The sequence below is a fragment of the Mameliella sp. LZ-28 genome (genome assembly GCF_012274245.1).
GTDB classification, from domain to species: domain Bacteria; phylum Pseudomonadota; class Alphaproteobacteria; order Rhodobacterales; family Rhodobacteraceae; genus Antarctobacter; species Antarctobacter albus.
In genome coordinates this window covers 1-22,074 of the sequence record NZ_JAANYX010000032.1, presented here as the reverse complement: position 1 = coordinate 22,074, position 22,074 = coordinate 1, and the positions used below count along the sequence as shown (strand labels likewise).

At 66.7% G+C, this 22,074-nt stretch carries 24 protein-coding genes and 1 tRNA gene; 14 read left to right on the top strand and 11 right to left on the bottom strand.

Translation table 11 applies throughout. From position 1 onward, the window contains the following. Positions 1-15: 15 nt before the first annotated feature. A complete protein-coding gene (locus G9Q80_RS15415) occupies positions 16-1,101 on the bottom strand; it encodes a tricarboxylate transporter (RefSeq protein WP_043140195.1) in 1,086 nt (361 codons plus the stop codon). Between the two features lie 120 nt (positions 1,102-1,221). On the opposite strand from G9Q80_RS15415, the gene G9Q80_RS15410 reads away from it, so the two are divergent. After that, positions 1,222-1,890, top strand: a complete 669-nt coding sequence (locus G9Q80_RS15410) for a response regulator transcription factor (RefSeq protein ID WP_069209738.1) — start codon at positions 1,222-1,224, stop codon at positions 1,888-1,890. Continuing rightward, positions 1,887-3,245 carry a sensor histidine kinase gene (locus G9Q80_RS15405; RefSeq protein WP_043140190.1) on the top strand — a complete coding sequence of 453 codons (1,359 nt, stop codon included), beginning with the start codon at positions 1,887-1,889 and terminating at the stop codon, positions 3,243-3,245. The genes G9Q80_RS15410 and G9Q80_RS15405 overlap by 4 nt, the downstream gene beginning before the upstream one ends. Before the next feature lie 12 nt (positions 3,246-3,257). On the opposite strand, the gene G9Q80_RS15400 is transcribed toward G9Q80_RS15405, so the two are convergent. Next, a complete protein-coding gene (locus G9Q80_RS15400) occupies positions 3,258-5,072 on the bottom strand; it encodes a gamma-glutamyltransferase family protein (RefSeq protein WP_088714562.1) in 1,815 nt (604 codons plus the stop codon). Beyond that, positions 5,069-6,127, bottom strand: a complete 1,059-nt coding sequence (locus G9Q80_RS15395) for an AbrB family transcriptional regulator (RefSeq protein WP_088714561.1) — start codon at positions 6,125-6,127, stop codon at positions 5,069-5,071. Before G9Q80_RS15395 ends, G9Q80_RS15400 begins: the two co-directional genes overlap by 4 nt. A 63-nt stretch (positions 6,128-6,190) precedes the next feature. Here G9Q80_RS15395 and G9Q80_RS15390 point away from each other — a divergent pair, with 63 nt between their 5' ends. The 5 genes from G9Q80_RS15390 (at position 6,191) to nadC (ending at position 11,276) form a co-directional block, all read left to right on the top strand. Then, positions 6,191-6,835, top strand: coding sequence for a GntR family transcriptional regulator (locus tag G9Q80_RS15390; RefSeq protein ID WP_043140184.1), 645 nt, complete (start codon positions 6,191-6,193; stop codon positions 6,833-6,835). Between the two features lie 95 nt (positions 6,836-6,930). Then, complete coding sequence (locus G9Q80_RS15385) at positions 6,931-7,842, top strand: NUDIX hydrolase (RefSeq protein ID WP_198549969.1); 912 nt, start codon at positions 6,931-6,933, stop codon at positions 7,840-7,842. Positions 7,843-7,907: 65 nt separating this feature from the next. Next, positions 7,908-8,879, top strand: coding sequence for a quinolinate synthase NadA (nadA, locus tag G9Q80_RS15380; protein ID WP_088714560.1), 972 nt, complete (start codon positions 7,908-7,910; stop codon positions 8,877-8,879). Further along, positions 8,876-10,411 (top strand): L-aspartate oxidase, encoded by a 1,536-nt coding sequence (locus G9Q80_RS15375; RefSeq protein ID WP_088714559.1) that lies wholly within the window; start codon positions 8,876-8,878, stop codon positions 10,409-10,411. The genes nadA and G9Q80_RS15375 overlap by 4 nt, the downstream gene beginning before the upstream one ends. A gap of 1 nt (position 10,412) precedes the next feature. Then, a complete protein-coding gene (nadC, locus tag G9Q80_RS15370) occupies positions 10,413-11,276 on the top strand; it encodes a carboxylating nicotinate-nucleotide diphosphorylase (RefSeq protein ID WP_088714558.1) in 864 nt (287 codons plus the stop codon). A 31-nt stretch (positions 11,277-11,307) separates the two neighbouring features. On the opposite strand, the gene G9Q80_RS15365 is transcribed toward nadC, so the two are convergent. The 4 genes from G9Q80_RS15365 to G9Q80_RS15350 form a co-directional block, all read right to left on the bottom strand. After that, positions 11,308-11,383: transfer RNA gene (locus tag G9Q80_RS15365), tRNA-Thr, on the bottom strand. Between the two features lie 92 nt (positions 11,384-11,475). Beyond that, positions 11,476-13,023 (bottom strand): heme biosynthesis protein HemY, encoded by a 1,548-nt coding sequence (locus G9Q80_RS15360; protein WP_088714557.1) that lies wholly within the window; start codon positions 13,021-13,023, stop codon positions 11,476-11,478. An 11-nt stretch (positions 13,024-13,034) separates the two neighbouring features. Then, the gene (locus G9Q80_RS15355) at positions 13,035-14,519 is read right to left on the bottom strand and encodes a COG4223 family protein (protein ID WP_088714556.1); all 1,485 of its coding nucleotides are present in this window, start codon (positions 14,517-14,519) and stop codon (positions 13,035-13,037) included. A 48-nt stretch (positions 14,520-14,567) separates the two neighbouring features. After that, positions 14,568-15,287 (bottom strand): uroporphyrinogen-III synthase, encoded by a 720-nt coding sequence (locus G9Q80_RS15350; RefSeq protein ID WP_088714555.1) that lies wholly within the window; start codon positions 15,285-15,287, stop codon positions 14,568-14,570. Between the two features lie 72 nt (positions 15,288-15,359). On the opposite strand from G9Q80_RS15350, the gene tsaD reads away from it, so the two are divergent. From tsaD to G9Q80_RS15330, 4 genes are read left to right on the top strand one after another with little or no spacing between them, the layout of a single operon-like run. Further along, positions 15,360-16,439: a tRNA (adenosine(37)-N6)-threonylcarbamoyltransferase complex transferase subunit TsaD gene (gene tsaD / locus G9Q80_RS15345; protein ID WP_088714554.1), complete on the top strand. Its 1,080-nt coding sequence runs from the start codon at positions 15,360-15,362 to the stop codon at positions 16,437-16,439. Beyond that, the gene (locus G9Q80_RS15340) at positions 16,436-17,386 is read left to right on the top strand and encodes an NAD(P)H-dependent glycerol-3-phosphate dehydrogenase (protein WP_088714553.1); all 951 of its coding nucleotides are present in this window, start codon (positions 16,436-16,438) and stop codon (positions 17,384-17,386) included. The genes tsaD and G9Q80_RS15340 overlap by 4 nt, the downstream gene beginning before the upstream one ends. A 1-nt stretch (position 17,387) precedes the next feature. Beyond that, positions 17,388-17,657 carry a YciI family protein gene (locus G9Q80_RS15335; protein WP_088714552.1) on the top strand — a complete coding sequence of 90 codons (270 nt, stop codon included), beginning with the start codon at positions 17,388-17,390 and terminating at the stop codon, positions 17,655-17,657. After that, complete coding sequence (locus G9Q80_RS15330; RefSeq protein WP_088714551.1) at positions 17,657-18,076, top strand: EVE domain-containing protein; 420 nt, start codon at positions 17,657-17,659, stop codon at positions 18,074-18,076. Before G9Q80_RS15335 ends, G9Q80_RS15330 begins: the two co-directional genes overlap by 1 nt. Positions 18,077-18,082: 6 nt before the next feature. On the opposite strand, the gene G9Q80_RS15325 is transcribed toward G9Q80_RS15330, so the two are convergent. Further along, a complete protein-coding gene (locus G9Q80_RS15325; protein ID WP_133065740.1) occupies positions 18,083-18,409 on the bottom strand; it encodes a hypothetical protein in 327 nt (108 codons plus the stop codon). Between the two features lie 224 nt (positions 18,410-18,633). On the opposite strand from G9Q80_RS15325, the gene G9Q80_RS15320 reads away from it, so the two are divergent. Next, complete coding sequence (locus tag G9Q80_RS15320) at positions 18,634-19,032, top strand: DUF1761 domain-containing protein (protein ID WP_043140645.1); 399 nt, start codon at positions 18,634-18,636, stop codon at positions 19,030-19,032. Positions 19,033-19,300: 268 nt separating this feature from the next. Here the strand turns inward: G9Q80_RS15320 and G9Q80_RS15315 are convergent, their stop codons facing one another. Further along, the gene (locus tag G9Q80_RS15315) at positions 19,301-19,642 is read right to left on the bottom strand and encodes a DUF2853 family protein (protein ID WP_043140643.1); all 342 of its coding nucleotides are present in this window, start codon (positions 19,640-19,642) and stop codon (positions 19,301-19,303) included. 248 nt (positions 19,643-19,890) lie between these two features. On the opposite strand from G9Q80_RS15315, the gene G9Q80_RS15310 reads away from it, so the two are divergent. Beyond that, a complete protein-coding gene (locus tag G9Q80_RS15310) occupies positions 19,891-20,496 on the top strand; it encodes an HD domain-containing protein (RefSeq protein WP_232788167.1) in 606 nt (201 codons plus the stop codon). A gap of 83 nt (positions 20,497-20,579) precedes the next feature. After that, the gene (locus tag G9Q80_RS15305; protein WP_088714549.1) at positions 20,580-20,852 is read left to right on the top strand and encodes a hypothetical protein; all 273 of its coding nucleotides are present in this window, start codon (positions 20,580-20,582) and stop codon (positions 20,850-20,852) included. Between the two features lie 45 nt (positions 20,853-20,897). On the opposite strand, the gene G9Q80_RS15300 is transcribed toward G9Q80_RS15305, so the two are convergent. Further along, positions 20,898-21,542, bottom strand: a complete 645-nt coding sequence (locus G9Q80_RS15300; RefSeq protein ID WP_088671841.1) for a L,D-transpeptidase — start codon at positions 21,540-21,542, stop codon at positions 20,898-20,900. A 218-nt stretch (positions 21,543-21,760) separates the two neighbouring features. Next, positions 21,761-22,074: adenosylhomocysteinase (locus G9Q80_RS15295; RefSeq protein WP_168246499.1), on the bottom strand; the 314-nt coding region annotated here is incomplete at its 5' end.

Here is a 22,074-nt window from a genome sequence, read left to right as displayed (position 1 = left end):
CCGCCGTCCGGTCGGTTACTTCAGCGAGACGCCGTAGTCTTCCTGCAGCCAGTCGACGACAAAAGCCTTGGCTTCTGCCGGCACCTGCGTGCCCAGCGTGAGCGTGTTCTTGGCGCCCTTGCCGGTCATCTGCGGGTAGACGCCCAGACGTGCCTCGGAAATTTCGGCGAAATCGTCACGCGCCAGCACCTTGTTCAGCGCCTCGGTATAGGCGTCCACGGCCCAGTCCGGCGAGCCCTTGGGCAGGAAGATCATCTTCTGCGCCGGGAAACCCGCGATCATGAAGGCCTTCCAGGCGTCCCATGCCTCGCCCGAGGTGTTGCAGCCCTCGGTCGCCTCGCAGACTTCCTTGAAGGTCGGGATGTCGGGGAAGGTCGGGTCACGCACGATGTCGCCATTTTCGTCCAGCGCACCCCAGGTCATCCACGGCACCGCGCTGCCGTTTTCCACCAGCGGCGTGACGTTGGCCAGGTAGGCCGAAGAGGTCTGGTAGTCGACGTTGGCTTCGCCGCGCTCGAACATCAGGCGACCGTCGCCGCGTCCCTTGATGCCAAAGACCGGTTCGACGTTCATGCCCAGCATCTTCCATGCCAGCAGCGGCACCAGGTCAAGACGCGTGGCGCCCTGGCTGCCCCAGATGAAATCCTCGCCCGCCAGGCCGGAGGCGTCCAGCCCGTCCAGTTTCTCGGCCATCGCGGGGGGCAGGTAGGCGACACCGCCGGTGCCCGAGGCCAGCACGACGTTCCAGTCGCTGTATTCATAGCGCACGCGCGGATCGCCCAGCAGGTAGGGGAACTGGGTCGACCCCGAGGTGCCGAAGATCACGGTGCCTTCGGTGTCTTCCCAGGTCTGCGCCTGGAACCAGTTGGCGCCCTTGGTCGACCCCGCGCCCGGCATGTATTTCACCACGACGGTCGGATTTCCCGGCAGCGCCTCGGAGAGCAGCGGAGCGTAGAAGTTGGCCCATTTGGCCGAACCACCGGATTCCGAGAACGGGATCACGTAGTCCACGGTCTTGCCCGACAGGTCGAGATCCTGCGCGGCGCCCAGGGTTGCAGTCACGGCAAAGCCGGCCGCGACGATGGCGGTCTTGATCGTCATATTGGTATCCTCCCATGTCGGCGCCCTTGGCCGGGCGCCCTTTCCATCCAGCGATGATTCGTCGCTTGATGATGAATATTTATGCTGCGAAGCTTGCGTGAAGCTGACGGACCGGGAAAAATGCGGATCGCGATTGTCGACGACAACGAGGCACTGGCCAAGGGAATCGCCTGGCGGCTGCAGGATCGGGGCCATGCCACCGACCTTCTGCATGATGGAAATGCCGCCGCCGATTTCCTGCGCGACGACGCCAATGACATCGTGATCCTCGACATCAACCTGCCCGGGATCAATGGGTTAGAAATCCTGAGAGAGATGCGAAACCGGGGCGATCATCGCCCTGTCCTGTTGCTGACCGCGCGTGACACCACGGCGGAACGGGTGCAGGGACTGGACGCGGGCGCCGACGACTACCTTGTCAAACCTTTCGAGATGGAAGAGCTGGAGGCGCGGGTGCGTGCCCTTTCACGCCGCCTGGGACAGACCGCCCAGACCGAACTGTCGATCGGCACCCTGCGCTTCATTCTGGAAACACGGCAGGTCGAGATCGACGGAACGCCGCTGCCCCTCCCCCGGCGCGAGGTTTCGGTGCTCGAGGCGCTGCTGCGCGCGCGTGGTGCGGTGGTGTCCAAGTCGGACCTGCTGGAACATGTCTATGGCACCGGGGCGGACGTCGGTGAATCCTCGGTCGAGGCGCATGTCTCGCGGCTGCGCAAGAAACTGGTCCCGGCGGCGCTGGACATCCGGGTCAGCCGTGGCCTTGGCTACAGCCTGCAGGAACGGGCGTGAGGCGGTCGCTCCGGCTTCGCCTGCTGCTCATCATCCTGACGCCGCTGGTGGTGCTGGGGATCGTCGTCGGCACCTGGCGGGTCGAGGCGGCCCGGCGCACGGCGGCAGAGTTCTTTGACCGCAACCTGATGTTCACCGCCCTTGCCGTGTCGCGGGACGTGGCGCTGCTGGACGGTGACGCGATCTCTCCGGACACCGAGAAACTGCTGGGCGAAACCGCCGGCGGCCCGGTGCGCTACCACGTCTATGCCCCGGACGGGGTGCTGGTGGTGGGCTATGCCGTGCCGCCGATCCCCGTCACCCGACGCCTGCCGCAGGACGTGGCCTTTCTGTACACCGACGCGCTTTACAAGGGCACGCCGGTGCGGGTTCTGCGGCTCAAGACAGAGGCGACCATCGGCGCGATTTCCGGCACCTTCACCACGACGGTCTGGCAAAGCATGGAGGCCCGCAACCGCTTTGCGCTGCAACTGGCACTACGGGCGGCAACGGTCATCGCTTCGCTCATCCTTGCGGTGGCCCTGCTGGTCTGGTTCGGGGTCCGGCACGGGCTGAAACCGCTGACCGATCTCGAAGAGGCGATCTCGCGCCGCTCACCAGAAGACCTCAGCCCGATCCGCCGCGCCGTTCCGGTCGAGACGCAAGGCCTGGTCGGGCGGCTCAACACCCTGTTCACCCAGTTCGGCGCCACGATGGAGGCGCAGTCGAATTTCATCTCGGACGCCGCGCATCAGCTGCGCAACCCGATTGCCGGGCTACAGGCGCTGTCGGCGGCGATCCTCACCGCGCCGACGCTGGAGGCGGCGCATGAACGGGCCGCCGACATGGCCAAGGCAGCGGATGGCGCGGGGCAACTGGCCAACCGCCTGCTGACGCTGGAACGCGCCCGCGCCGAAAGCGGGACCAGCGGGTTCGAACGGCTGGACCTGCAAGAGATCGCCTCGACCACCGCCGCAGATTTTGCCCCCCGTGCCCGGGCGCGGGGGCTGCGGTTCGACACCGATCTGCCGCCGGGTCCGGTGCCGATGCTGGGGGACCGGGTGATGCTGGGCGAGGCGCTGGCCAACCTGCTGGACAATACGCTGGTTCACGGCGGCGAGGGGTTGTCGCGCGTCACCCTGACGCTGCGCGCGGACCCGGACATAACCCTGTCGGTGCGGGACGATGGACGCGGCGTGACCGCCAGGGACGTGCCCAAGATCCTGTCGCGGTTCGGCCAGGCCCGCTCTGGCCCCGGCAGCGGCCTTGGCCTGTCGATAGCCGAGGCGGTCGCCCTGCGGCATGGCGGGACTCTGACCGTGGAACCCTCGGATGAAGGGTTCGGCGTCGTCCTCACCCTGCCCCGGCTGGCCTGAGATGCGGCCCGTTCAGCGACCCGCCGCGTAGGCCTGCATCAACCGTGGCGTGGCCGCCGCCTTCAGCAGGCCCTCGGGGCTGCGGCTGGTCGCTGTCAGGCGCCCGATGGACCACGGCGCAGCCTCCGCCAGCAGGTGCCCCCGCGCGCGCAGCGCGTCCAGCGTGGCCTGCGGAAAGTTCGGTTCAATCATCAGGACACCGGGTTTGCAGCCGCGCGGATAAAAGCTCGCTTGCAGATGCTGGCTGTGGAACAGCGGGCCGTCGATCGCTTCCTGCAGGTTCATCTGTTGATGGACAAGGCGCAGCAGGAAGATCAGCTGCCACTGGTCCTGCTGGTCGCCGCCCGGCGTGCCAAAGGCCAGCCGCGTGCCGTCGGGCCGCAGGGCCATCGAGGGGGTCAGGGTGGTGCGCGGGCGGCGCCCCGGTGCCAGCGAGGTCGGCAGCCCCTCTTCCAGCCAGAACATCTGCGCCCGGCTGTTCAGCGGCACGCCCAGCCCCGGCACCACCGGGTTCGACTGCAACCACCCGCCCGACGGCGTGGCCGAGACCATATTGCCCCAGCGGTCGATGACGTCGATATGCACGGTGTCACCTTCGTCCGGGCCCTTGGGCGCCTCCGGCGTGGGGGCCAGGTGCGAGAAGGTCGGCTCTCCACCGCCAATCCCGGCATCGGTCGCACGCATCCTTGCCGCACGAGCCATGAAGGCCTCTGCCTGCGCCTCCAGCCCGTCGATCATCCCCGGACGCTGCTCAAGGCTGGCCATACTGCCGATCAGGCCGGCACGGGCGCGGGCATAATCGGCGGACAGAAGCGTTTGCAGCGGCACGGCGCTATGGTCGGGATCGCCGTAATAGGCCTCGCGGTCAGCCATTGACAGTTTCAGCACCTCGGTGATGCGATGCACGGCGGCGTCGGAATACGGGTCTTCCTTGCCGAACTCCAGCGCGTCGAGCAGGCGCAGGGATTGCAGCAGAGAAGGCCCCTGCGACCAGGGCCCGGCCTTCCAGACCTGCCAGCCGTGGTAGTCGACCGAGACGGCCTGTTCCGTCGTGGCGCGCCAGCCCGCCATGTCCTGCCCGGTCAGGACACCCTTGCGCGCAACGCCGGTGCCGTCGATCACGCAGGCGTCCCGCAGGTAGTCGTCGATGGCCTCGGCAACAAAGCCTTCGTAAAAGGCGTTGCGCGCCGCTTCGATCTGGGCCTCGCGGCCCTCGGCCGTTTCGGCCTCGTCCAGCAGGCGCCGCCAGAACGCGGCAAGCTCCGGGTTGCGAAACAAGCTGCCCGGCGCAGGCGCTTCCCCGTTCGGTAGCCAGGTCGCGGCGGAGGTAGGCCAGTGGTCGCGGAACAGATCGGCGTTCTGGGCGATCATGGCGGACACGCTGGCCAGCAGCGGGTGCCCCTCTTCGGCATAGAAGATCGCCGGTTCCAGCACCTCTCGCAGGGTCATCGTGCCGTGGTCGCGCAGCATGACCATCCAGGCGTCGAAGGCCCCCGGGATCACCGTCGCCAGGAGGCCCGAACCGGGGATCAGCTCCAGCCCCTCGGCGCGGTAATGGTCCAGCGTCGCCCCGGCGGGCGCCGTGCCCTGCCCACAGATCACCTGCGGCGCCTCGGCCCCGGCGGGCCAGACCAGCGCGGGCATGTCGCCCAGGGGGCCGTTCAGGTGCGGCTCGACCACGTTGAGGGCAAAGCCCATCGCCACCCCGGCGTCAAAGGCGTTTCCGCCCGCCTCCAGCATACGCATCCCGACCGCCGTGGCGATCCAGTGGGTCGAGGCGCAGACACCAAAGGTGCCCTGCAATTCGGGGCGGGTGGTAAAACTCATGGACGGTCCTTTCGGGGTTTCATCAGGAACCGGGCGGCCAGAGGCGCCCCGGTGATCACGAGGAAGACGCGCGTCAGATGATGCACGATGACAAAGCCGAGGTCAGCCCCCGCTACGATGGCCAGCACCGTCATCTCTGCCTGCCCGCCCGGGGCAAAGGCAAGGAACCCCTCGACCGGCGGCGCAAGACCCAGCAAGACTACGATTTCCGAAAAGATCGCCGCCAGCACGGCAAGGATCAGAACGAACAGCACACCCGCCAGAACCACCCGGCGCAACTCGCCCAGGGTGATGCCGACATAGCCCACGCCGATCCCGACCCCGATGAAGAACTGCGCCGCCAGGATCGCCTCGGCCGGGGGGCGCGCATGGATGAAACCGGACAGGCTGAGCACGGCGGTGACGATCATCGGCCCCAGGATCGAGGCCCCGAACAGGCCGATCCGTTCGCCCCCCTTCCAGCCGATCAACGCGGCGGCGGCCATCAGGGCCAGCTCGTGCAGCGGGATCTCGGCGGCGGGCGCACCAATGTCGTTGGTCAGCGCAGAGCCGAAACCGAAGGTCAGGATCATCGGCGCGACGGTGACGATGATCATCACGCGCGTCGCATGGATCAGTGACAGGGCCCGGGGATCGCCCCCTGCCTCGGTGCCAAAGATGATCATGTCCTGCAGGCCCCCGGGCATGGCCGCGTACCAGGCTGTGACACGGTCGAACCCGTGGACCCGGTGGAAATAGGGAACCCCGATCAGTCCGATGACAAGGATGTAAAGCGGGATGAAGGCCAGCGATGCCGCCATGCTGGGCAGGGCCGCCACGACGTCCGGCGTCAGCGAGGCCCCGACCGCGACGCCCAGGATCGTGCGAAACCCCTTCGAGACCTGCCCGAAGCCCTGCAGGGGCCGCTGCGCCAGCGCCGCAAGCAGGCAGGCCGCCAGCGGACCGAAGAGGAACGGCAGCGGCAAGCCAAGCAACGTGAACAGCGCGACCCCGGTGGCGGCGGTCAGCGCGGTCTCTATCCGGCGAGAGGTGACGGTACGGGGACGGTCGGGCATGATGCACTCCTGTCTTGCATCCTTGTGTATACACAGGTATTCAACATGTGCAAGGAGCACAGCATGACCGACGAGAAACCGCTTGAGCTGTCGCAGGGACAGGAGGCTTATCGCCGGATCCTCGACGAGATCCGCGCCGGGCACCTGATGCCGGGCGACCGGCTGATGGAAGTCGAGCTGGCCAAGCGGCTGGGCTTTTCCCGGACCCCCGTGCGCGAGGCGATCCGCCAGCTGGAAAGCGACGGCGTCGTGACCCATGTTCCACGCGTCGGCGCCGCGATCCGCAGGCTGGACCACGCGGAAATCTCTGAACTCTACGACATGCGCACGGTTCTGGAAGGCACCGCGGCGCGCTTTGCCGCGCGCGCGGCGTCAGAGGTGGAACTTGCGGAACTGGCCGACATTCACGCCGCGATGGCCGCCGGCGATGGCGATCCCTTTGTGCTCAACCGGCAATTTCACGCGGCGCTTCTGGATGCCGCGCGCAACCGTTTCCTGATGAAGGCGGTCGCCTCGATCCACACCACGCTGCTGATCCTGGGCCCCACGACCCTGCGTGAAGAAGAACGCGCCGAGGATGCCCTGCGTGAACACGCGGCGATCCTGGAAGGTCTGCAAGCGAGGGACCAGGATGCGGCGGAACAGGCGATGCGGGCCCATATCGCCGCCGCGCACCGCGCCCGGTTGCGCCAGCTGCGCCGGGGCTGAACCGCGCCAGGTCCGCATTGCGGGCCTCGCGCCTTGTCTCGCGCCGGGACTTCTGACAGGTACTTGGGCATTCATCCTGGCTGGAAGACAAGAGCATGACAGGCGTCCAACTGCGCGCGGGGCTGGCAAATGCTGACCTGATCGCCGTCCTCGTGGCGGTGACGGACAACGAACCGCGCGTGATGACCCTGCGCGCGGGCGAGGCGCTGCCCTCCGGCCCCTTCGAGTCGCAGCACCGCAGCCTGCAAAGCGGGTTGCGCGACTGGATCGAAAGCCAGACGAGCCACCCGGTCGGCTACCTCGAACAGCTTTACACCTTTGCCGACCGTGACAGAGAGGCCCCTTCCGAGGCAGGCGCGGCCCGGCGGATCTCTATCGGCTACCTCGGGCTTGTGCGGGAACAGGTGACACCGGGCACCGGCCAGCCACAGTGGCACGGCTGGTACGAATATTTCCCCTGGGAGGACCACCGCGACAGCCGTCCCGCTATCCTGGACAGCATCGCGGACCGGCTGGACAGTTGGGCGGGGTCGGATTCCCTGCGCCGGGAGCGTGTCGATTTCCTGTTCGGGCAGAATGGCTTGCCCTGGAACGAGGACCTGGCCCTGCAACGCTATGAATTGATGTACGAGGCCGGTCTGGCCGAAAGCCCCTCGCGCCCGGCGATCGAGGGTTTCGGGCGGCCCATGACAGGGGATCACCGGCGTATCCTGGCGACCGGGATCGCGCGGCTGCGCGCCAAGATCAAGTATCACCCGGTGGTTTTCGAACTGATGCCGGACAGCTTTACCCTGCTGCACCTGCAACGCACGGTCGAGGCGCTATCGGGCCTGCGCCTGCACAAACCGAACTTTCGCCGCCAGATCGACCAGCAGGAACTGGTCGAGGAAACCGGCGAGATGTCCAGCGGGACGGGGGGCCGTCCGGCCAAGCTGTACCGCTATCGACCGACGGTCCTGCAGGCCCAGGCCCTGGCAGGCCCAAGACTGCCCGTGTCACGCCATTGACATAAACTCTAGTTGAGAATATCAAGCGCCTCCAGATGTACTCATCCAGAGTATAAGGAGCCGTCATGACCTACCTTCGCCTTCCCGAACTTTATGACCGGGTCAGCAAGATCGTCCCGGAACCGGACTGGATCCGCTACGAGGACGACATTGCCGCCATCCTTGACCTGAAACGGGAAAAGAACGCGGTGATCCTGGCGCACAACTACCAGACGCCGGAAATCTTTCACGGTGTTGCCGACATCGTGGGCGACAGCCTGGCGCTGGCGCGCAAGGCGATCGAGGTCGAGGCCGACGTGATCGTGCTGGCGGGCGTGCATTTCATGGCCGAGACGGCCAAGCTCTTGAACCCGGAAAAGACCGTGCTGATCCCCGACATGGGCGCCGGTTGCTCGCTGGCCGATTCGATCACCCCCGAGGACATCGCCCTGCTGCGACAGGCGCATCCCGGCGTGCCGGTCATCACCTATGTGAACACCTCCGCCGCGGTGAAGGCCGCCTCGGACATCTGCTGCACCTCGGGCAATGCCAAGGAAGTGGTCGAATCGCTGGGTGTGCCCAAGGTCCTGATGATCCCGGACGAATACCTGGCCCGGAACGTGGCCCGCGAAACCGATGTCGAGATCATCGCCTGGAACGGCCATTGCGAAGTGCACGAACTGTTCACCGCCGACGACGTGCGCGGCATGCGCGAAGCCTATCCCGGCGTCACCATCCTGGCGCACCCGGAATGCCCGCCCGAAGTGGTGGCAGAGGCGGATTTCTCCGGCTCGACCGCCGTCATGTCGGGCTACGTCGGTGAGAATAAGCCGGGCCGCGTGGTGCTGCTGACCGAATGCTCGATGAGCGACAACGTGGCAGTGGATCACCCGGATGTGGAATTCGTGCGTCCCTGCAACCTGTGCCCGCACATGAAGCGGATCAGCCTGGGCAACATCCGCGAGGCGCTGGAACAGAACCACCACGAGGTCACGGTGGACGCCGCCATCGCCGAGGACGCACGGCGGGCTGTCGAACGGATGCTTGCCGTAAAATGATCCGGCTTGGCCAGGACGGCGACCGGGTCACGGTCGTCGGCGGCGGCATCGCCGGGATGATCTGCGCGTTGGAACTGGCGCCGCAGCCGGTGGTGCTGATCACACGTGCCGGGCTGGGGCAGGAAAGCTCCAGCCAGTGGGCGCAGGGCGGCATCGCGGCCTGCCTCGGCACCGATGACAGCGTGGCGCTGCACCTGGCGGATACCCTGGCTGCCGGGGCCGGCCTTTGCGATCCAGAGGTGGCAGAAACCGTTCTGAGCGGCGCCCCCGGGGCCATCGCCGCGCTGGAGGCGCATGGCGTCCGGTTCGATCGCACGCCGGAGGGCGATTTCGCCCGGGGGCTGGAGGCCGCGCATTCGCGCAAACGCATCCTGCACGTCGACGGCGACGGCACCGGTGCGGGCATCACCCGTGCCCTGTCCGAGGCTGTCCGCCGCTGCCCGTCGATTTCCGTCCTGACCGGGACCGAGGTGGTGCGGCTGGTCCGGCGCGACGGGCCTATGCGCGGTGTCCTGCTGAATGACGGCCGGCTGCTGTCCACGTCCCGCGTCGTGATGGCAACCGGCGGGCTGGGTGGGCTGTACGATGCCAGCACCAACCCCGTGGGCAACTACGGCCAGGGCGTCATGCTCGCCGCCCGCGCCGGGGCCCAGCTGTCGGACATGGAGTTCGTACAGTTCCACCCCACCGCGCTGGATACACAGGGCACGCCGTTGGGCCTGGTCTCGGAGGCCGTCCGGGGCGAAGGCGCGGTGCTGATCAACGCCGAGGGCACGCGGTTCATGGCCGACACGCCCGGCGCCGAGCTTGCCCCGCGTGATGTCGTGGCCCGTGCCATCGCTGCCCAGACCGCGCGCGGCAGCCGCGTTTTCCTGGACGCCCGCCCGGCACTGGGCGCGGGGTTTGCCAAGCGGTTCCCCGGGATCGCGCGGCTCTGCCAGGCGGCCGGGATCGACCCTGCGCAACAACCCATTCCCGTGCGCCCGGCGGCGCATTACCACATGGGCGGCATCCATACGGATACTCACGCCCGGACCAGCCTGCCCGGCCTCTGGGCCATCGGCGAATGCGCCGCCACCGGCCTGCACGGGGCGAACCGGCTGGCCAGCAACTCTCTGCTGGAAGCGGTGGTCATGGGGCAACGCGCCGCCCAGGATATCGCGGGCCAGCCTGCTGCCGGGCTGAGCGGTGCCAGCCTGTCGCCCGTGTCCCTGCCCCCGGTGGCGGACAGTGCTGCGGTGCGCCGGACCGTGTCCGAGAACCTCGGTCTGCTCCGCGACGACAAAAGCCTGCGCGCGGCCTTGGCCGCTCTGCTGCGCCTCGCCCAAGGCACCGGCGCCTCTGCCGACCCGGCCATCATCGGCCTTGCCGTCGCGACCTTTGCCCTGCTGCGCGAGGAATCGCGCGGTGCCCATGCGCGCACCGACTATCCCGATCCTCTCCCCGGCAGCACATCCTGCCGGATGACCCTTGATGACATCATGGCCGTCGCGGAACAGCAGACGACCCATCCCCTGCCCCGGAGTGCCTGACATGACGCTTGTCCCCCTGCCCCGCCCGGTGATCGAACCCGCCCTGCGCACCGCGCTGGAAGAGGATCTTGGCCTTGCCGGGGACATCACCTCGGCGGTGGTGATCCCGGACGGGCACCGTTCCATCGTCACCGCCGTCGCCCGCAAGCCCGGCGTGATCGCCGGGCTGGACTGTGCCGAGCTGGCCTGTGCCCTGGTCGATCCGGCCATCGAGGTCACGCGCCACCTGCAGGACGGCGCCCCCGTCACCCCCGGTGCCCGGATCGCCACCTTCGAAGGCCCATCCCGCAGCCTGCTGACCGCCGAACGCACGGCGCTCAACTTCATGGGGCACCTGTCGGGAATCGCCAGTGTCACCGCGGGCCTGGTGCAGGCGGTCGCCGGGACGCAGGCCAACATCGTCTGTACCCGCAAGACCACGCCGGGCCTGCGCGCGCTGGAAAAATACGCCGTTCGCGCGGGCGGCGGCATGAACCACCGCTATTCGCTGGCCGATGCGGTGCTGATCAAGGACAACCACATCGCCATCGCGGGCGGCATCCGTCCGGCGCTGGAGGCCGCGCGCGCCGCGACCGGCCACATGGTCAAGATCGAGATCGAGGTCGACACGCTGGACCAGCTGCGCGAGGTGCTGGAGATCGGCGCCGACGCGGTTCTGCTGGACAACATGGACCCCGACACGTTGCGCAAGGCGGTGGAGATGGTCGCGGGTCACGCGATCACCGAGGCCTCTGGGGGCATCACCCCCGACACCGCCGCCACGGTCGCGGCCAGCGGCGTCGACCTGATCTCGCTCGGCTGGATCACGCATAGCGCACCGACGCTGGACATCGGTCTGGACTTCGTCTCTGTCGCGGAAAGATAAGGACCGGGCCTGCGCCGGATCCGGGGGAAGGTGGTGCCGGTGAAGGGACTCGAACCCCCGACCCCATCATTACGAATGACGTGCTCTACCAGCTGAGCTACACCGGCCATCTTCCCTGCACAGATCAAAACCGCCCAAAGCAGGACTGATCGGTGTCAGTGCGCGGCCTATTAGCAAACGGGCCGCGCGAGGGGAAGGGCTATTTTGCGCCTTCCTTCTTGGGGTCTTCGAGCTCGATGACCTCGGCATCCTCGGGTCCGGCATCGGGGGCCTTGGCATCCGTCGGGGCGGCGCTGGCAGGGGCCTCGGGGCCCAGGTCGATCACATCGGGCCCGGCCTCTTCGCCGGCATCCTCGGCCTTGTCTTCCAGCGCGCCGCCGATGAGCAGCGGCAGCATGTCGGCGCCGGCGGGCAGCACGACTTCGGACTGCGGCGGAGTCGTCCAGCTGAGCGTGTCGAAGGCCGAACAGTTGGAACAGATCGGCGTCCATTCCGCGTGGATCGTGTTGCACTTATCGCAGACCCACTGCGGACCACGGGGTGCGGTCAGGGCCTTGGCAAGGTAGCCACGCACCACCGCGTCCTTCGCGCCCTCGCCCTTTTCGACGGCGGCCATGATCGCCAGAACCCGGGCATCCGGATCCTTGTCCGGCAAATCGCCCAACGCGCGGCGCGCCTCGGGGAAGTGTTCGGCGGCGAGGTTCAGCTCGGCCTTGAGCAGCTTGGTCTCCCGGTGGTCGGGCTGGATGCGGGTCAGCTGGACAAAGCGCTGCACGCGCTGATCCGGGGTCTCCTCCGGTTCGATCTCGGCAAAGGCGGCGGCCAGGTCGGGGTGCGGATGCGCCTCCCAGGCCTTCTTGAGCACCTTCATGGCATTGCGTTTGCGGCCCTGCGAGATGTAGGCGCGGGCGGCCATTGCGGCCGCCGGGACCAGGTCGGGCGAGGCGCGGTTGGCCTCGATCGCCGTTTCCGCAGCCTTGCCGCTGGCCTCGGCATCGTCGATGTCGGTGGCCGCCGACAGCGCCAGGACGGCATCGCGCCGCTTGTAGACATCACGCGGCAGGGCGCCGTGTTTCAGCTTGGCCTGCAGGGTCTTGCGCGCGCCGGACCAGTCGTGTTTCTCGGCCTGCAATTGCAGCAGCGTGTCCTGGATCTCGACGTGCTTGGGCTTGATCGCGAAGGCGCGCTCGGCCAGTTGCAGCGCCGTGTCCGTGTCGCCCGAGGCCAGCTTCTGCTTCATGATCCCGCGGATGCCGACAAAACGCGTGGTGTCGTTCTTCAGCAGGCGCTTGTAGACCTCTTCGGCCTTGCGGTTGTCGCCCACCATCTCTGCCGCCTGCGCGGTGATCAGATCGGTCAGTTCCGGCTTGTGCAGGTATTTCTCGGCCTTGTTCGCCTTGGCAATGGCAAGACGACCCTCGCCGGAGGACAGCGCCATCAGTCCCTCGGACAGTGCCTCGTATCCCTTGCGCTCGCGGTTGCGGTCGAAATAGCGGCTGAGCGCGGTGTCATCGCCGTTGATGAACTTCAGCGTGGCGATAATCAGACCCGCCAGCTTGAAGAACAGCCAGACGGCAAAGACCAGCACGATGGCCGCCATGACCGATTGCAGCGGGCCAAGCGTGTATTCCATCCCGGCAACGGTAACCTGCACCCCGCCCTGGCTTTCGAGCAGGTAGCCCGCGCCAAGGGCCAGCGCGCCGACCAGCGCGACGAAGACAACGATCTTGATGAGTGACCAAAGCATGATGCCGACCCTTATTCCTGGTTCAGTTGCTGGGAGAGATCGGCCGCGGCGGCGAGAGCATCGCGCCGCAGCGTGGCCTGGGCCACCCAGTCTGACATTTCAGCGCGTGCCGTTTCGGGCAGGCTTTCGATTTCGCTAAGCGTGGTGTCCAGGTCGCCGCCGCGCAGCGCGGCCTCGGCCCGCGACAGCACCGCGTCGGGGTCGTTCCCCTCTCGTGGCGTGACCGAGCGCGCGCCCAATTGCGAGCGGAAGAACCCTGCGACGCTGCCCGCCTCGGCACCGTCGGCACCCGCTGCCCGCGCCGCCGCCAGCGCATCGCGGGCGGCATCGGGGAAGGACGAGATCAGGGCAGAGGCGGTGGGCAGCCCCTCTTCGGCACCTTCGACAAGCGGCCCTGGCACATCCACGCCGTTGCCGGTCAGCACCGCCAGCGGTTCGGCGTAGGGCTGGCCGTCGCGGGCCCGGGTCGTCAGATCGGCCAGCGCGGCGCGGCTGGCAGCCAGTTTCGCGCGGGTCTCGGCGCTTTCTTCCGAGGCACGGGCACGGGCGGCCATCGCCTCGACTTCCTTGCGCGCGGCATCCATCGCCGCCTGCTGTTCCTTCTGCGCCGCCAGTAGGTCTGCCTGTTGTGCCGTGACCTGCGCCTTGAGCGCCTCCAGCTCACGCTCGTAGGCGGCCACGGTCTCGGGCGAGACGGCATCCTTGAGCGGCTGCTTTTCCAGCGCGGTCACGCGGCGGTCCAGATCAGTGATCAGGGTGCCCAGCCCGGTCAGCTGATCCTGCGTCTCTGTCAGCTCGGTCCTCAGTGCGCCCAGCCCGGTTTCCAGCGCGGTCACGCTGGTGCCCAGCGGGCCAAGGTCGATGCCTGCAACGGCATCATCCGTGGCATTGGCGCGCTTGGTCAGCGCCGCGATCCGGTCATCCTGGTCGCGCAGTGCAGCAAGCGTCTGGGTGACAAAGGGATCTTCCTCGGCGGATTGCGACCCGATGAAGGGCAGGTCGGGATAGGCGCCGGCGGCATAGCCCAGCCCGGCGGCGACGACACCGCCCAACAGCATGGGAACAAAGCCGCCCTTGCGCTCGACCACGGTTTCGCGGACAACCTGCGGCTCCGCCGGTGGCGCGGCGGCGGTGTCCAGCGTGTCCTCCAATGGCACGGCGTCGTCGGAAAGCGTATCGTCAGAGGCCCCGGCGGCCACATCCCCGCCTTCGTGCGGCACGGACTCTTCGGTGGGGGCAGGGTCTGCATCCGGGTCGGTGTCGGCGGGGTCGCCGGTTTCCAACGCATCGGCGGTCAGCCTCTCGTCTTCCGGTGCCAGGGTGTCATCACCCTCGGTCTCGGGCAGATCCGTTCCGGCCAGGCTGTCCTCGCCGGCGTCGGCGGCAAGACTGTCCTCCGCCGCGTCGTCAGCGCCGGATTTCAGGGTGTCCGCCTCGGGCAGGCTGTCTGCGGCGTTACCCTTGTCCGTCGGGGTATCCTTCTTAGACTTCGCCACTTTATCGTTTCCCCTCGAATGCACGTCGGTCCAGGCAGATGGACCGGGTCAATAGTCTCTGGCCAGCGCCCGGTTCAGAAGGTCCGAGACAACCTCCCTCATTGCCTCCGACTCGGGCCGCTCAGCCACTTTCAGGTTCCTTTTATGCAGCGGCATGAGCGCGTTGACCACAGCTTGACTCATGGCCGCGACAAGAAGAGGCGCCTTTGCGCATTCCTTCGCCAGCAATTCGCCCGTCCGGGGCGAGAACACCGGGGCAACCACCGGAACCTGCCCATCAAGTGCGGCGCGGGCCTCTGTATTCAAGGGGCAAGGCGGTTGATCATAGATCGCGGCGCCCGTGCAGGCGATGCCCGCCGCACTCAACCGGGCGGCGATGTCGCCGCGCACATGGGTCCCATGTAGATGCACCAGGGGGGCCGGGGGCCGCTGCGCAATGATATGACGGATAAGCTCCTCTGCCGAACCCCCGCCCTCCTGCGCATGCATCCCCGCCGCTTCGGCGGCTCGCGCCGTCGCCGGACCCACCGCAAACACCGGCAGATCGGTGCGCCCGCCCAGCACCTGCCAGGCCATGACCCCATTGGCCGAGGTAAAGATCAGCCCTCGCGCCTGCGACACGTTCGGCAGCGGCCCGGTGACTTCGACGGCAAAAAGCGGAGAGATGACGGCACGGAATTTCAGGCCGTCCTGCCGCAGCCGCGCGGCAAAACGCTCGGACGCGGCCTGTGGCCGGGTCAGCAGGAGAACGGGCAAGGCGTCGGGCATGGGCCTCCGGGATTGTGGGGCGCCTTTCCGGGTGGTACTTGCAGACGCCGTAAAGCGCAACGGGAACGCCGGATGACCTCTCCCCTGATCTTGGGCCTCGAAAGCAGCTGTGACGACAGCGCCGCCGCATTGCTGCGCGGGCGCGAGTTGCTGGCCTCTGTCGTGAAGGGCCAGAACGAGCTGCACGCGGCGTTTGGCGGCGTCGTTCCGGAAATTGCCGCCCGCGCCCATGCCGAGCGGCTGGATACCTGTGTCGAGGAAGCCCTGGCCGAGGCAGGCGTGACGCTGCAACAGGTCGACGCCGTGGCAGTGACCGCCGGACCGGGATTGATCGGCGGGGTCCTCTCGGGGGTGATGCTGGCCAAGGGGCTGGCAACCGGGCTGGGCGTGCCACTGGTGGGGGTGAACCACCTTGCAGGCCATGCGCTGACGCCACGGCTGACCGACGGGCTGGCCTTTCCATACCTCATGCTGCTGGTGTCGGGTGGGCATTGCCAGTTCTTGATCGTACGCGGCGCGCAGGATTTCTCCCGGTTGGGCGGCACCATTGACGACGCGCCCGGAGAGGCCTTTGACAAAACCGCCCGCCTTTTGGGCCTGTCGCAACCCGGCGGTCCCTCGGTCGAGGCCCGGGCCCGCGCGGGCGATGAACGCCGGTTCCGCTTTCCCCGCCCGCTGCTGGACCGTCCCGGCTGCGACATGAGCTTTTCCGGACTGAAGACCGCGCTCTTGCGCCAGCGGGACCAGTTGATCGCCGATCAGGGCGGTCTGCATGCGCAGGACGTGTCCGACCTTTGCGCCGGGTTCCAGGCGGCGGTGCGGGACGTTCTGACCGAAAAGGCCCGCCGCGCGATCGCGCTCTACCTCGATGAGGCCCCGTCGGAACCGGCCCTGGCCGTTGCCGGGGGGGTTGCCGCGAACCAGTCTCTGCGCGGGTCGCTGCAGGCGCTTTGCGCCGAGACAGGTGTGCGGTTCACCGCCCCGCCGCTGCGGCTGTGCACGGACAACGCGGCGATGATCGCCTATGCGGGCGGCGAATTGCTGGCCGCGGGTGTCACCCATGACATGAGCCTGTCCGCGCGCCCCCGCTGGCCACTGGACAAGAGCGCAGCACCCCTGGTCGGCTCCGGCAAGAAAGGCGCCAAGGCATGAGCATCGCGGTCCTCGGGGGTGGCGCCTTTGGCACGGCGCTGGCGGTCGCGCTGGGGCGCAAGCGCGCGGTGACGCTTTGGGCGCGGGATGTGACCGGCCTGCATGACACACGGCAAAGCCCGCGCCTGCCCGGTGTGACCCTGCCAGATGCCGTCACCGTCACCGGCGACCTGAACGAGGCCGCCACCTGCGACACGCTGTTGCTGTCGGTGCCGATGCAACAGCTCTCGACCCTGCTGGACCGGATTGCCACGCCGTTGGACGGGCACGCGCTGGTCGCCTGCTGCAAGGGGATCGACTTGGCCGAAGGCGTCGGGCCGTCGGCCCTGATCGCCCGGCACCAACCCGGCGCGGTGCCCGCCGTTCTGACCGGCCCCAGCTTTGCCGGCGACATCGCGCGCGGCCTGCCGACGGCGCTGACTTTGGCCTGTGGTGATGAACCCAGGGGGCGGGCGCTGCAGGAACAACTGTCGACACCTGTCCTTCGGCTCTATCGCAGCGATGACATGATCGGCGCGGAACTGGGCGGCGCGCTGAAGAACGTGATCGCCATCGCCTGCGGCGCCTGCATCGGTGCCGGCCTGGGCGACAGCGCCCGCGCGGCCCTGATGACCCGGGGCTTTGCCGAGATGATGCGCCTGTCCGCCCGGCTCGGCGCGCGCCCGGAAACGCTCACCGGCCTGTCCGGCCTGGGCGACCTGACGCTGACCTGCACCTCTGACGGGTCGCGCAACTATCGCTTTGGCCTGGCGCTGGGACGAGGAGAGGCCTTCGACCCCTCCGTGACCGTCGAAGGCGCGGCCACCGCCCGCGCCGCCGCCCGCCTGTCCACGCAGCTGGACCTGCCCCTGCCCGTCTGTTCCGTGGTGGCCGACCTGTCCCAGGGGCGGTTGACCGTGCGCCAGGCGATGGACACCCTGCTTTCCCGACCACTCAAGGATGAATGACATGCTGATTGCCCTGATCGCCCATGACAAACCCGGCGCCCTGCAGATCCGCAAGGACACGCGCGACGCCCACCTGGACTACCTCAAATCGACCGGGGTCGTCTCTCAGGCGGGGCCGCTGCTGGACGACGAGGGCGGCATGATCGGCTCTCTGGTGATCCTGGACGTCGCCGACAAGGCGGCGGCCGAAGAATGGGCGGCAAACGATCCCTATGCCAGGGCCGGCCTGTTCCAGAGCGTGACCCTGACCGCTTGGAAAAAGGTGATCTGATGCGCTACTGGCTCTTCAAATCCGAACCCTCGACCTGGTCCTGGCAGGACCAGCAGGCCAAGGGCAACGCCGGCGAAGAATGGGACGGGGTCCGGAATTACCAGGCCCGCAATTTCATGCGGGAGATGGAAAAGGGCGACCGGGGCTTTTTCTACCATTCGCAAAAGGAAAAGGCGATTGTCGGCACCGTCGAGGTGATCGCCGAGGCACATCCCGACAGCACCACAGATGATGATCGCTGGGAATGCGTGGACATCATGGCGCTGGAATCCGCCGCGACGCCGGTCACTCTGGACCAGATCAAAGAGGATCCCCGGCTGGCGGAAATGGTGCTGGTCAAGAACTCCCGCCTGTCGGTTCAGCCGGTTTCGGAAGAGGAATGGCAGGTCATCTGCGGCCTGGCGGGCCTGAGCGCCTGATCCGCGTCACAGCAGTTCGTCGGGGATATGCGGCAAGGCGAGCGCCGCAAGAGCCTGTCGGCGTTCGTCGTTGACATGCACCTGCAAAGGCCCCTCGGGGTCGACGACCTGCTGGTAAATGCGGGCGAGACCAAAGGAAACGCCGCCAGGAGCATGAACCGAGTCAAGCAACCTTTGGTTGCGGGAGCGCAGCCGATCCTGCAGGCGAAGGGAATGCCAGTGCAGCTCGCGGAACCCGAACTCTACCTCGGCGACCTCGGCCAGGTCAGTGAAATTCTTTCCAGGGGCTTCTGGCGAGTCTTCCCCATGTAAACGTTCGAATAATTCGCGCAATTCTCCACGCGTGACATGTCCGTTGTGACGAATCCACACCAGGTCGAGATCGGGGAAGTATTTCAGGTCTACGGGTATGGTGGGCGCTCGTCAAAGTTGCGGGGACTCAAGATATCACGCAATGTAAACTATAGCATATTCCACGCGAAAACAGGGGTTCTGGATAAACCTTTTTTCGAAACCCGCAATTTTATGCGCGGAAAAGTCACGCCGGAGAAATGACCATGCTTGAATTCGTCAACAGTCTTGCCGCTGCAATCCTGGCCTTCGCGGCTGGCGCCGTCTGGTACATGGCCCTGGCCGGACCGTGGAAAACCGCCTCTGGCGTGGAACTGGACGCGGACGGCAATCCGCAGGGCGGCATGAGCGCGGGTGTCATGATCCTGACCTTTGTCATGCAGGTGGTCGTGGCCGGGATGATGCGCCATGTCTTTGCCGCCAGCGGCGTCGAGACGGCTGGTGCCGGACTGGTGTCGGGCCTTGGGATCGGGTTGTTCTTCATCGCGCCCTGGATCGCGATCAACAATGCCAACTCCATGCGCCCCCTGACGCTGACGTTGATCGACGGCGGCTATGCGACGCTGGCCTGCGGTCTGATGGGGCTGGTGCTGACGCTCTTCTGAGGTCGACACGGGCTCGTATAAAAACGGAGGGCCCCGGAAAACCCGGAACCCTCCGTCCACCCCACATGCTCCCTACGCACCACATGTGTTTTGAAATCTACGGTTCCGGCCTTTCTGGCCAGTCCTCTAGACCCTACGGTTTCCACGCCCGTCCGGCAATCTGGAACTACCGGCAATTTCAATCAATTGCGGGGAATCACCGCTCTGGATACGACAAGGGCCCCCGCGCTGCGGAGGCCCCGTAACAGGTTGGTCCTGCTGCCACGGCTCAGCCGTAGACGGATTCCTTGCCGAAATGCTTGGTCAGCATGTAGTAGACCACGGCACGGTACTTGTTGCGCTCGGACTGGCCGTAGGTTTCGATCACCTTGCCGATCGCGTCCATCAGCTCGGGACCGTCCGCAAGGCCCAGCTTCTTGACCAGGAAGTTGTCCTTGACGGTTTCCAGCTCGCTCTCCTGCGATGAGGCAACGGTAGAGGCATCCGCGTCATAGATGGCCGGACCACAGCCGATGGTGACCTTGGTCAGCAGGTCCATGTCCGGTTCCATGCCGCACTTGTTCTTCAGGTCCTCGGCGTATTTGGCGATCAGTTCGTCGCGACGTCCCATGTTCACTCCCTCGTGTCATGCGCCGCGTTCCGCGGGCGCTGTCCGTGCTGTTTAGCGGCCAAAGCGGCCATGCCATCGCATGGTGACCGCACATTCGCGTTATTGGCAAGGGAAATGCGGCACCTCTCTTCCCCCCTGTTCCTGGTGCGACGGGCATTCCGTGAAGTCACCTTGCGCTCTGTGGCAATTTGGGCCCAGATCGGGACAGGCGGGCGCCGTTCCGGCGCCCCACCACAGGAAAGCACCGCATGACCGAGACCGGCACCGTCAGCTTTACCCAGATGAAGGATGGCACCCGCGAAGACTATGAGCTTCTCGAACGGCTGGAGAAACCCTACCTGGCGCTGACCCCCGACCGGGTGCTGGATGAATTGCGCCGCCAGGGAGAGGTCACCCTCGAAGGGTATCGCATCACCCGGCTGACCCACGGGCTGCAATCGGCCACCCGCGCGGAACGCGATGGCGCCGACCTCGACTGGATCGTCGGCGCGCTCTTGCACGATGTGGGCGACGGGCTGGCTCCGCAGAACCATGACCGGTTTTCCGCCGAGGTGATCCGGCCCTTCGTCCGCTGGGACGTGGCCTGGGTGGTGGAACACCACGGCATCTTTCAAAGCTTCTACTACGGCCACCACTACGGCTGGGACCGCAATGCCCGCGACCGGTTCAAGGATCATCCCTGCTACGACAGCTGCGCCGCCTTCTGCGAACGCTGGGACCAGTCGAGTTTCGACCCGGCGTACGACACCCTGCCGCTGGAGCATTTCGAACCGCTGGTGCGAGAAGTCTTTGCCCGCAAGGCCTATGACCCGGCGGTGATCCGAGAGGGATTCGTGTCACGCTTGGCAGAGTAAGCCGCGACCCGGTCCGTGGCCGCTTGAAGCCGGTGGGGCGGAATGCGACTGTCCGGTTGACCTCAGTACCGGATTGTTACGCCATGCCACGCCCTCTTTTGATCGCCAGCCCTCTCATCCTTCTGGCGCTTGCCGCCTGCGAGCCCGTTCCGGGAGGCGGTGCACCCTCTGGCCCCACGTCCACTGCTCCCGAAGCCGTGGCCGCCATCGCCGCCCCCTACCAGGATCTGAGCAGGGTTCGGTGGCGGTCCGAGGACGGGTGTTATTGGTACACCCATGAAGGCCCCGTCGAGACGACCGAATTGCCAGTGCGCACCAGCGCAGGCAATCCGATCTGCACGCGGCCCCGGCCCTGATCGCGGACCTCAGGCAGTCTCCTGTCAGGGGCCGCCCACACAGTCCTACAGAGGGCTGCCGTCGGTGGGATACAGGTAGGCGGTCACGCCGGTAGACACCTGGTCGTACAGGTAGTTGATGTGCGGCATCACCATCCGCACACAGCCCGAACTTGCCCGCGTCCCGATAGAGCGCGGCGCGGGCGTGCCGTGAATGCGCAGATAGCTGTCCCGGTTGCCGACATAAAGATACAGGGCACGCGACCCCAGCGCATTGTCCGGGCCGGGGGGCTGCCCGTCCGCCCAGGCTGCGTATTTCTCCGGCTCTCGGGCAATCATGGCTGCGGTAGGCGTCCACCGCGGCCATTTCGCCTTGCGCTTGATCGTGTAGACACCCGGTCCGTACAGACCGTCACGCCCGATCGCCACGCCATAGCGCATCGCGGTTCCGTCGCCCTGGATGTGATAGAGGTAGCGCGCAACCGCATCGACGTGAATATCACCCGGTTTCAGGCCGGGGTTGGCCGAGACCCTCCGCGGCAGGAAGCGGGGATGCAGACCCCAGGGATTCGAGGTTTCCAGATCGAATTCAGGGGGAGTCACCTGGGCGTCCCACTGGCTCCAGTCTCCTGGCGCGGCAAAGGCGGGGCGGACGATTGCCGGCGTGGCTAACGCGGCGGCAGTGGCAACAAACTGGCGTCGGGTAAACATTACAGCAGCTTTCTTGCGAGGGTAGCAGATTGGCAACGGCCGAGTTCAGCGTACCGTTCCATTACACTGTCTATCAAAACGGCAAACCGGCGCGATCCTCAAACCCGTTTTTCGGGTTTCACCAAAACTTTTGGCGGCCCGTGCAGATTTGCGCCAGAAGCAAAACAACCGCCAGCCTTTCGGCCAGCGGTTGCAGGGGCGCCAGATGGCGCGCTTCCTCAGTACCGGTAGTGCTCGGGCTTGAACGGGCCTTCGGGCGCCACGCCGATGTAGTCGGCCTGCTCCTTGGACAGTTCGCTCAGCTTGACGCCGATCCGCTCCAGGTGCAGCCGGGCGACCTTTTCGTCCAGGTGCTTGGGCAGGATGTAGACCTTGTTCTCGTACTGGTCGCCGTTCTTGTAGAGTTCGATCTGCGCCAGAACCTGGTTGGTGAAGGAGGCCGACATCACGAAGGACGGGTGACCCGTGGCGTTGCCGAGGTTCAGCAGACGGCCCTCGGACAGCAGGATGATGCGGTGCCCGTTGGGCAGCT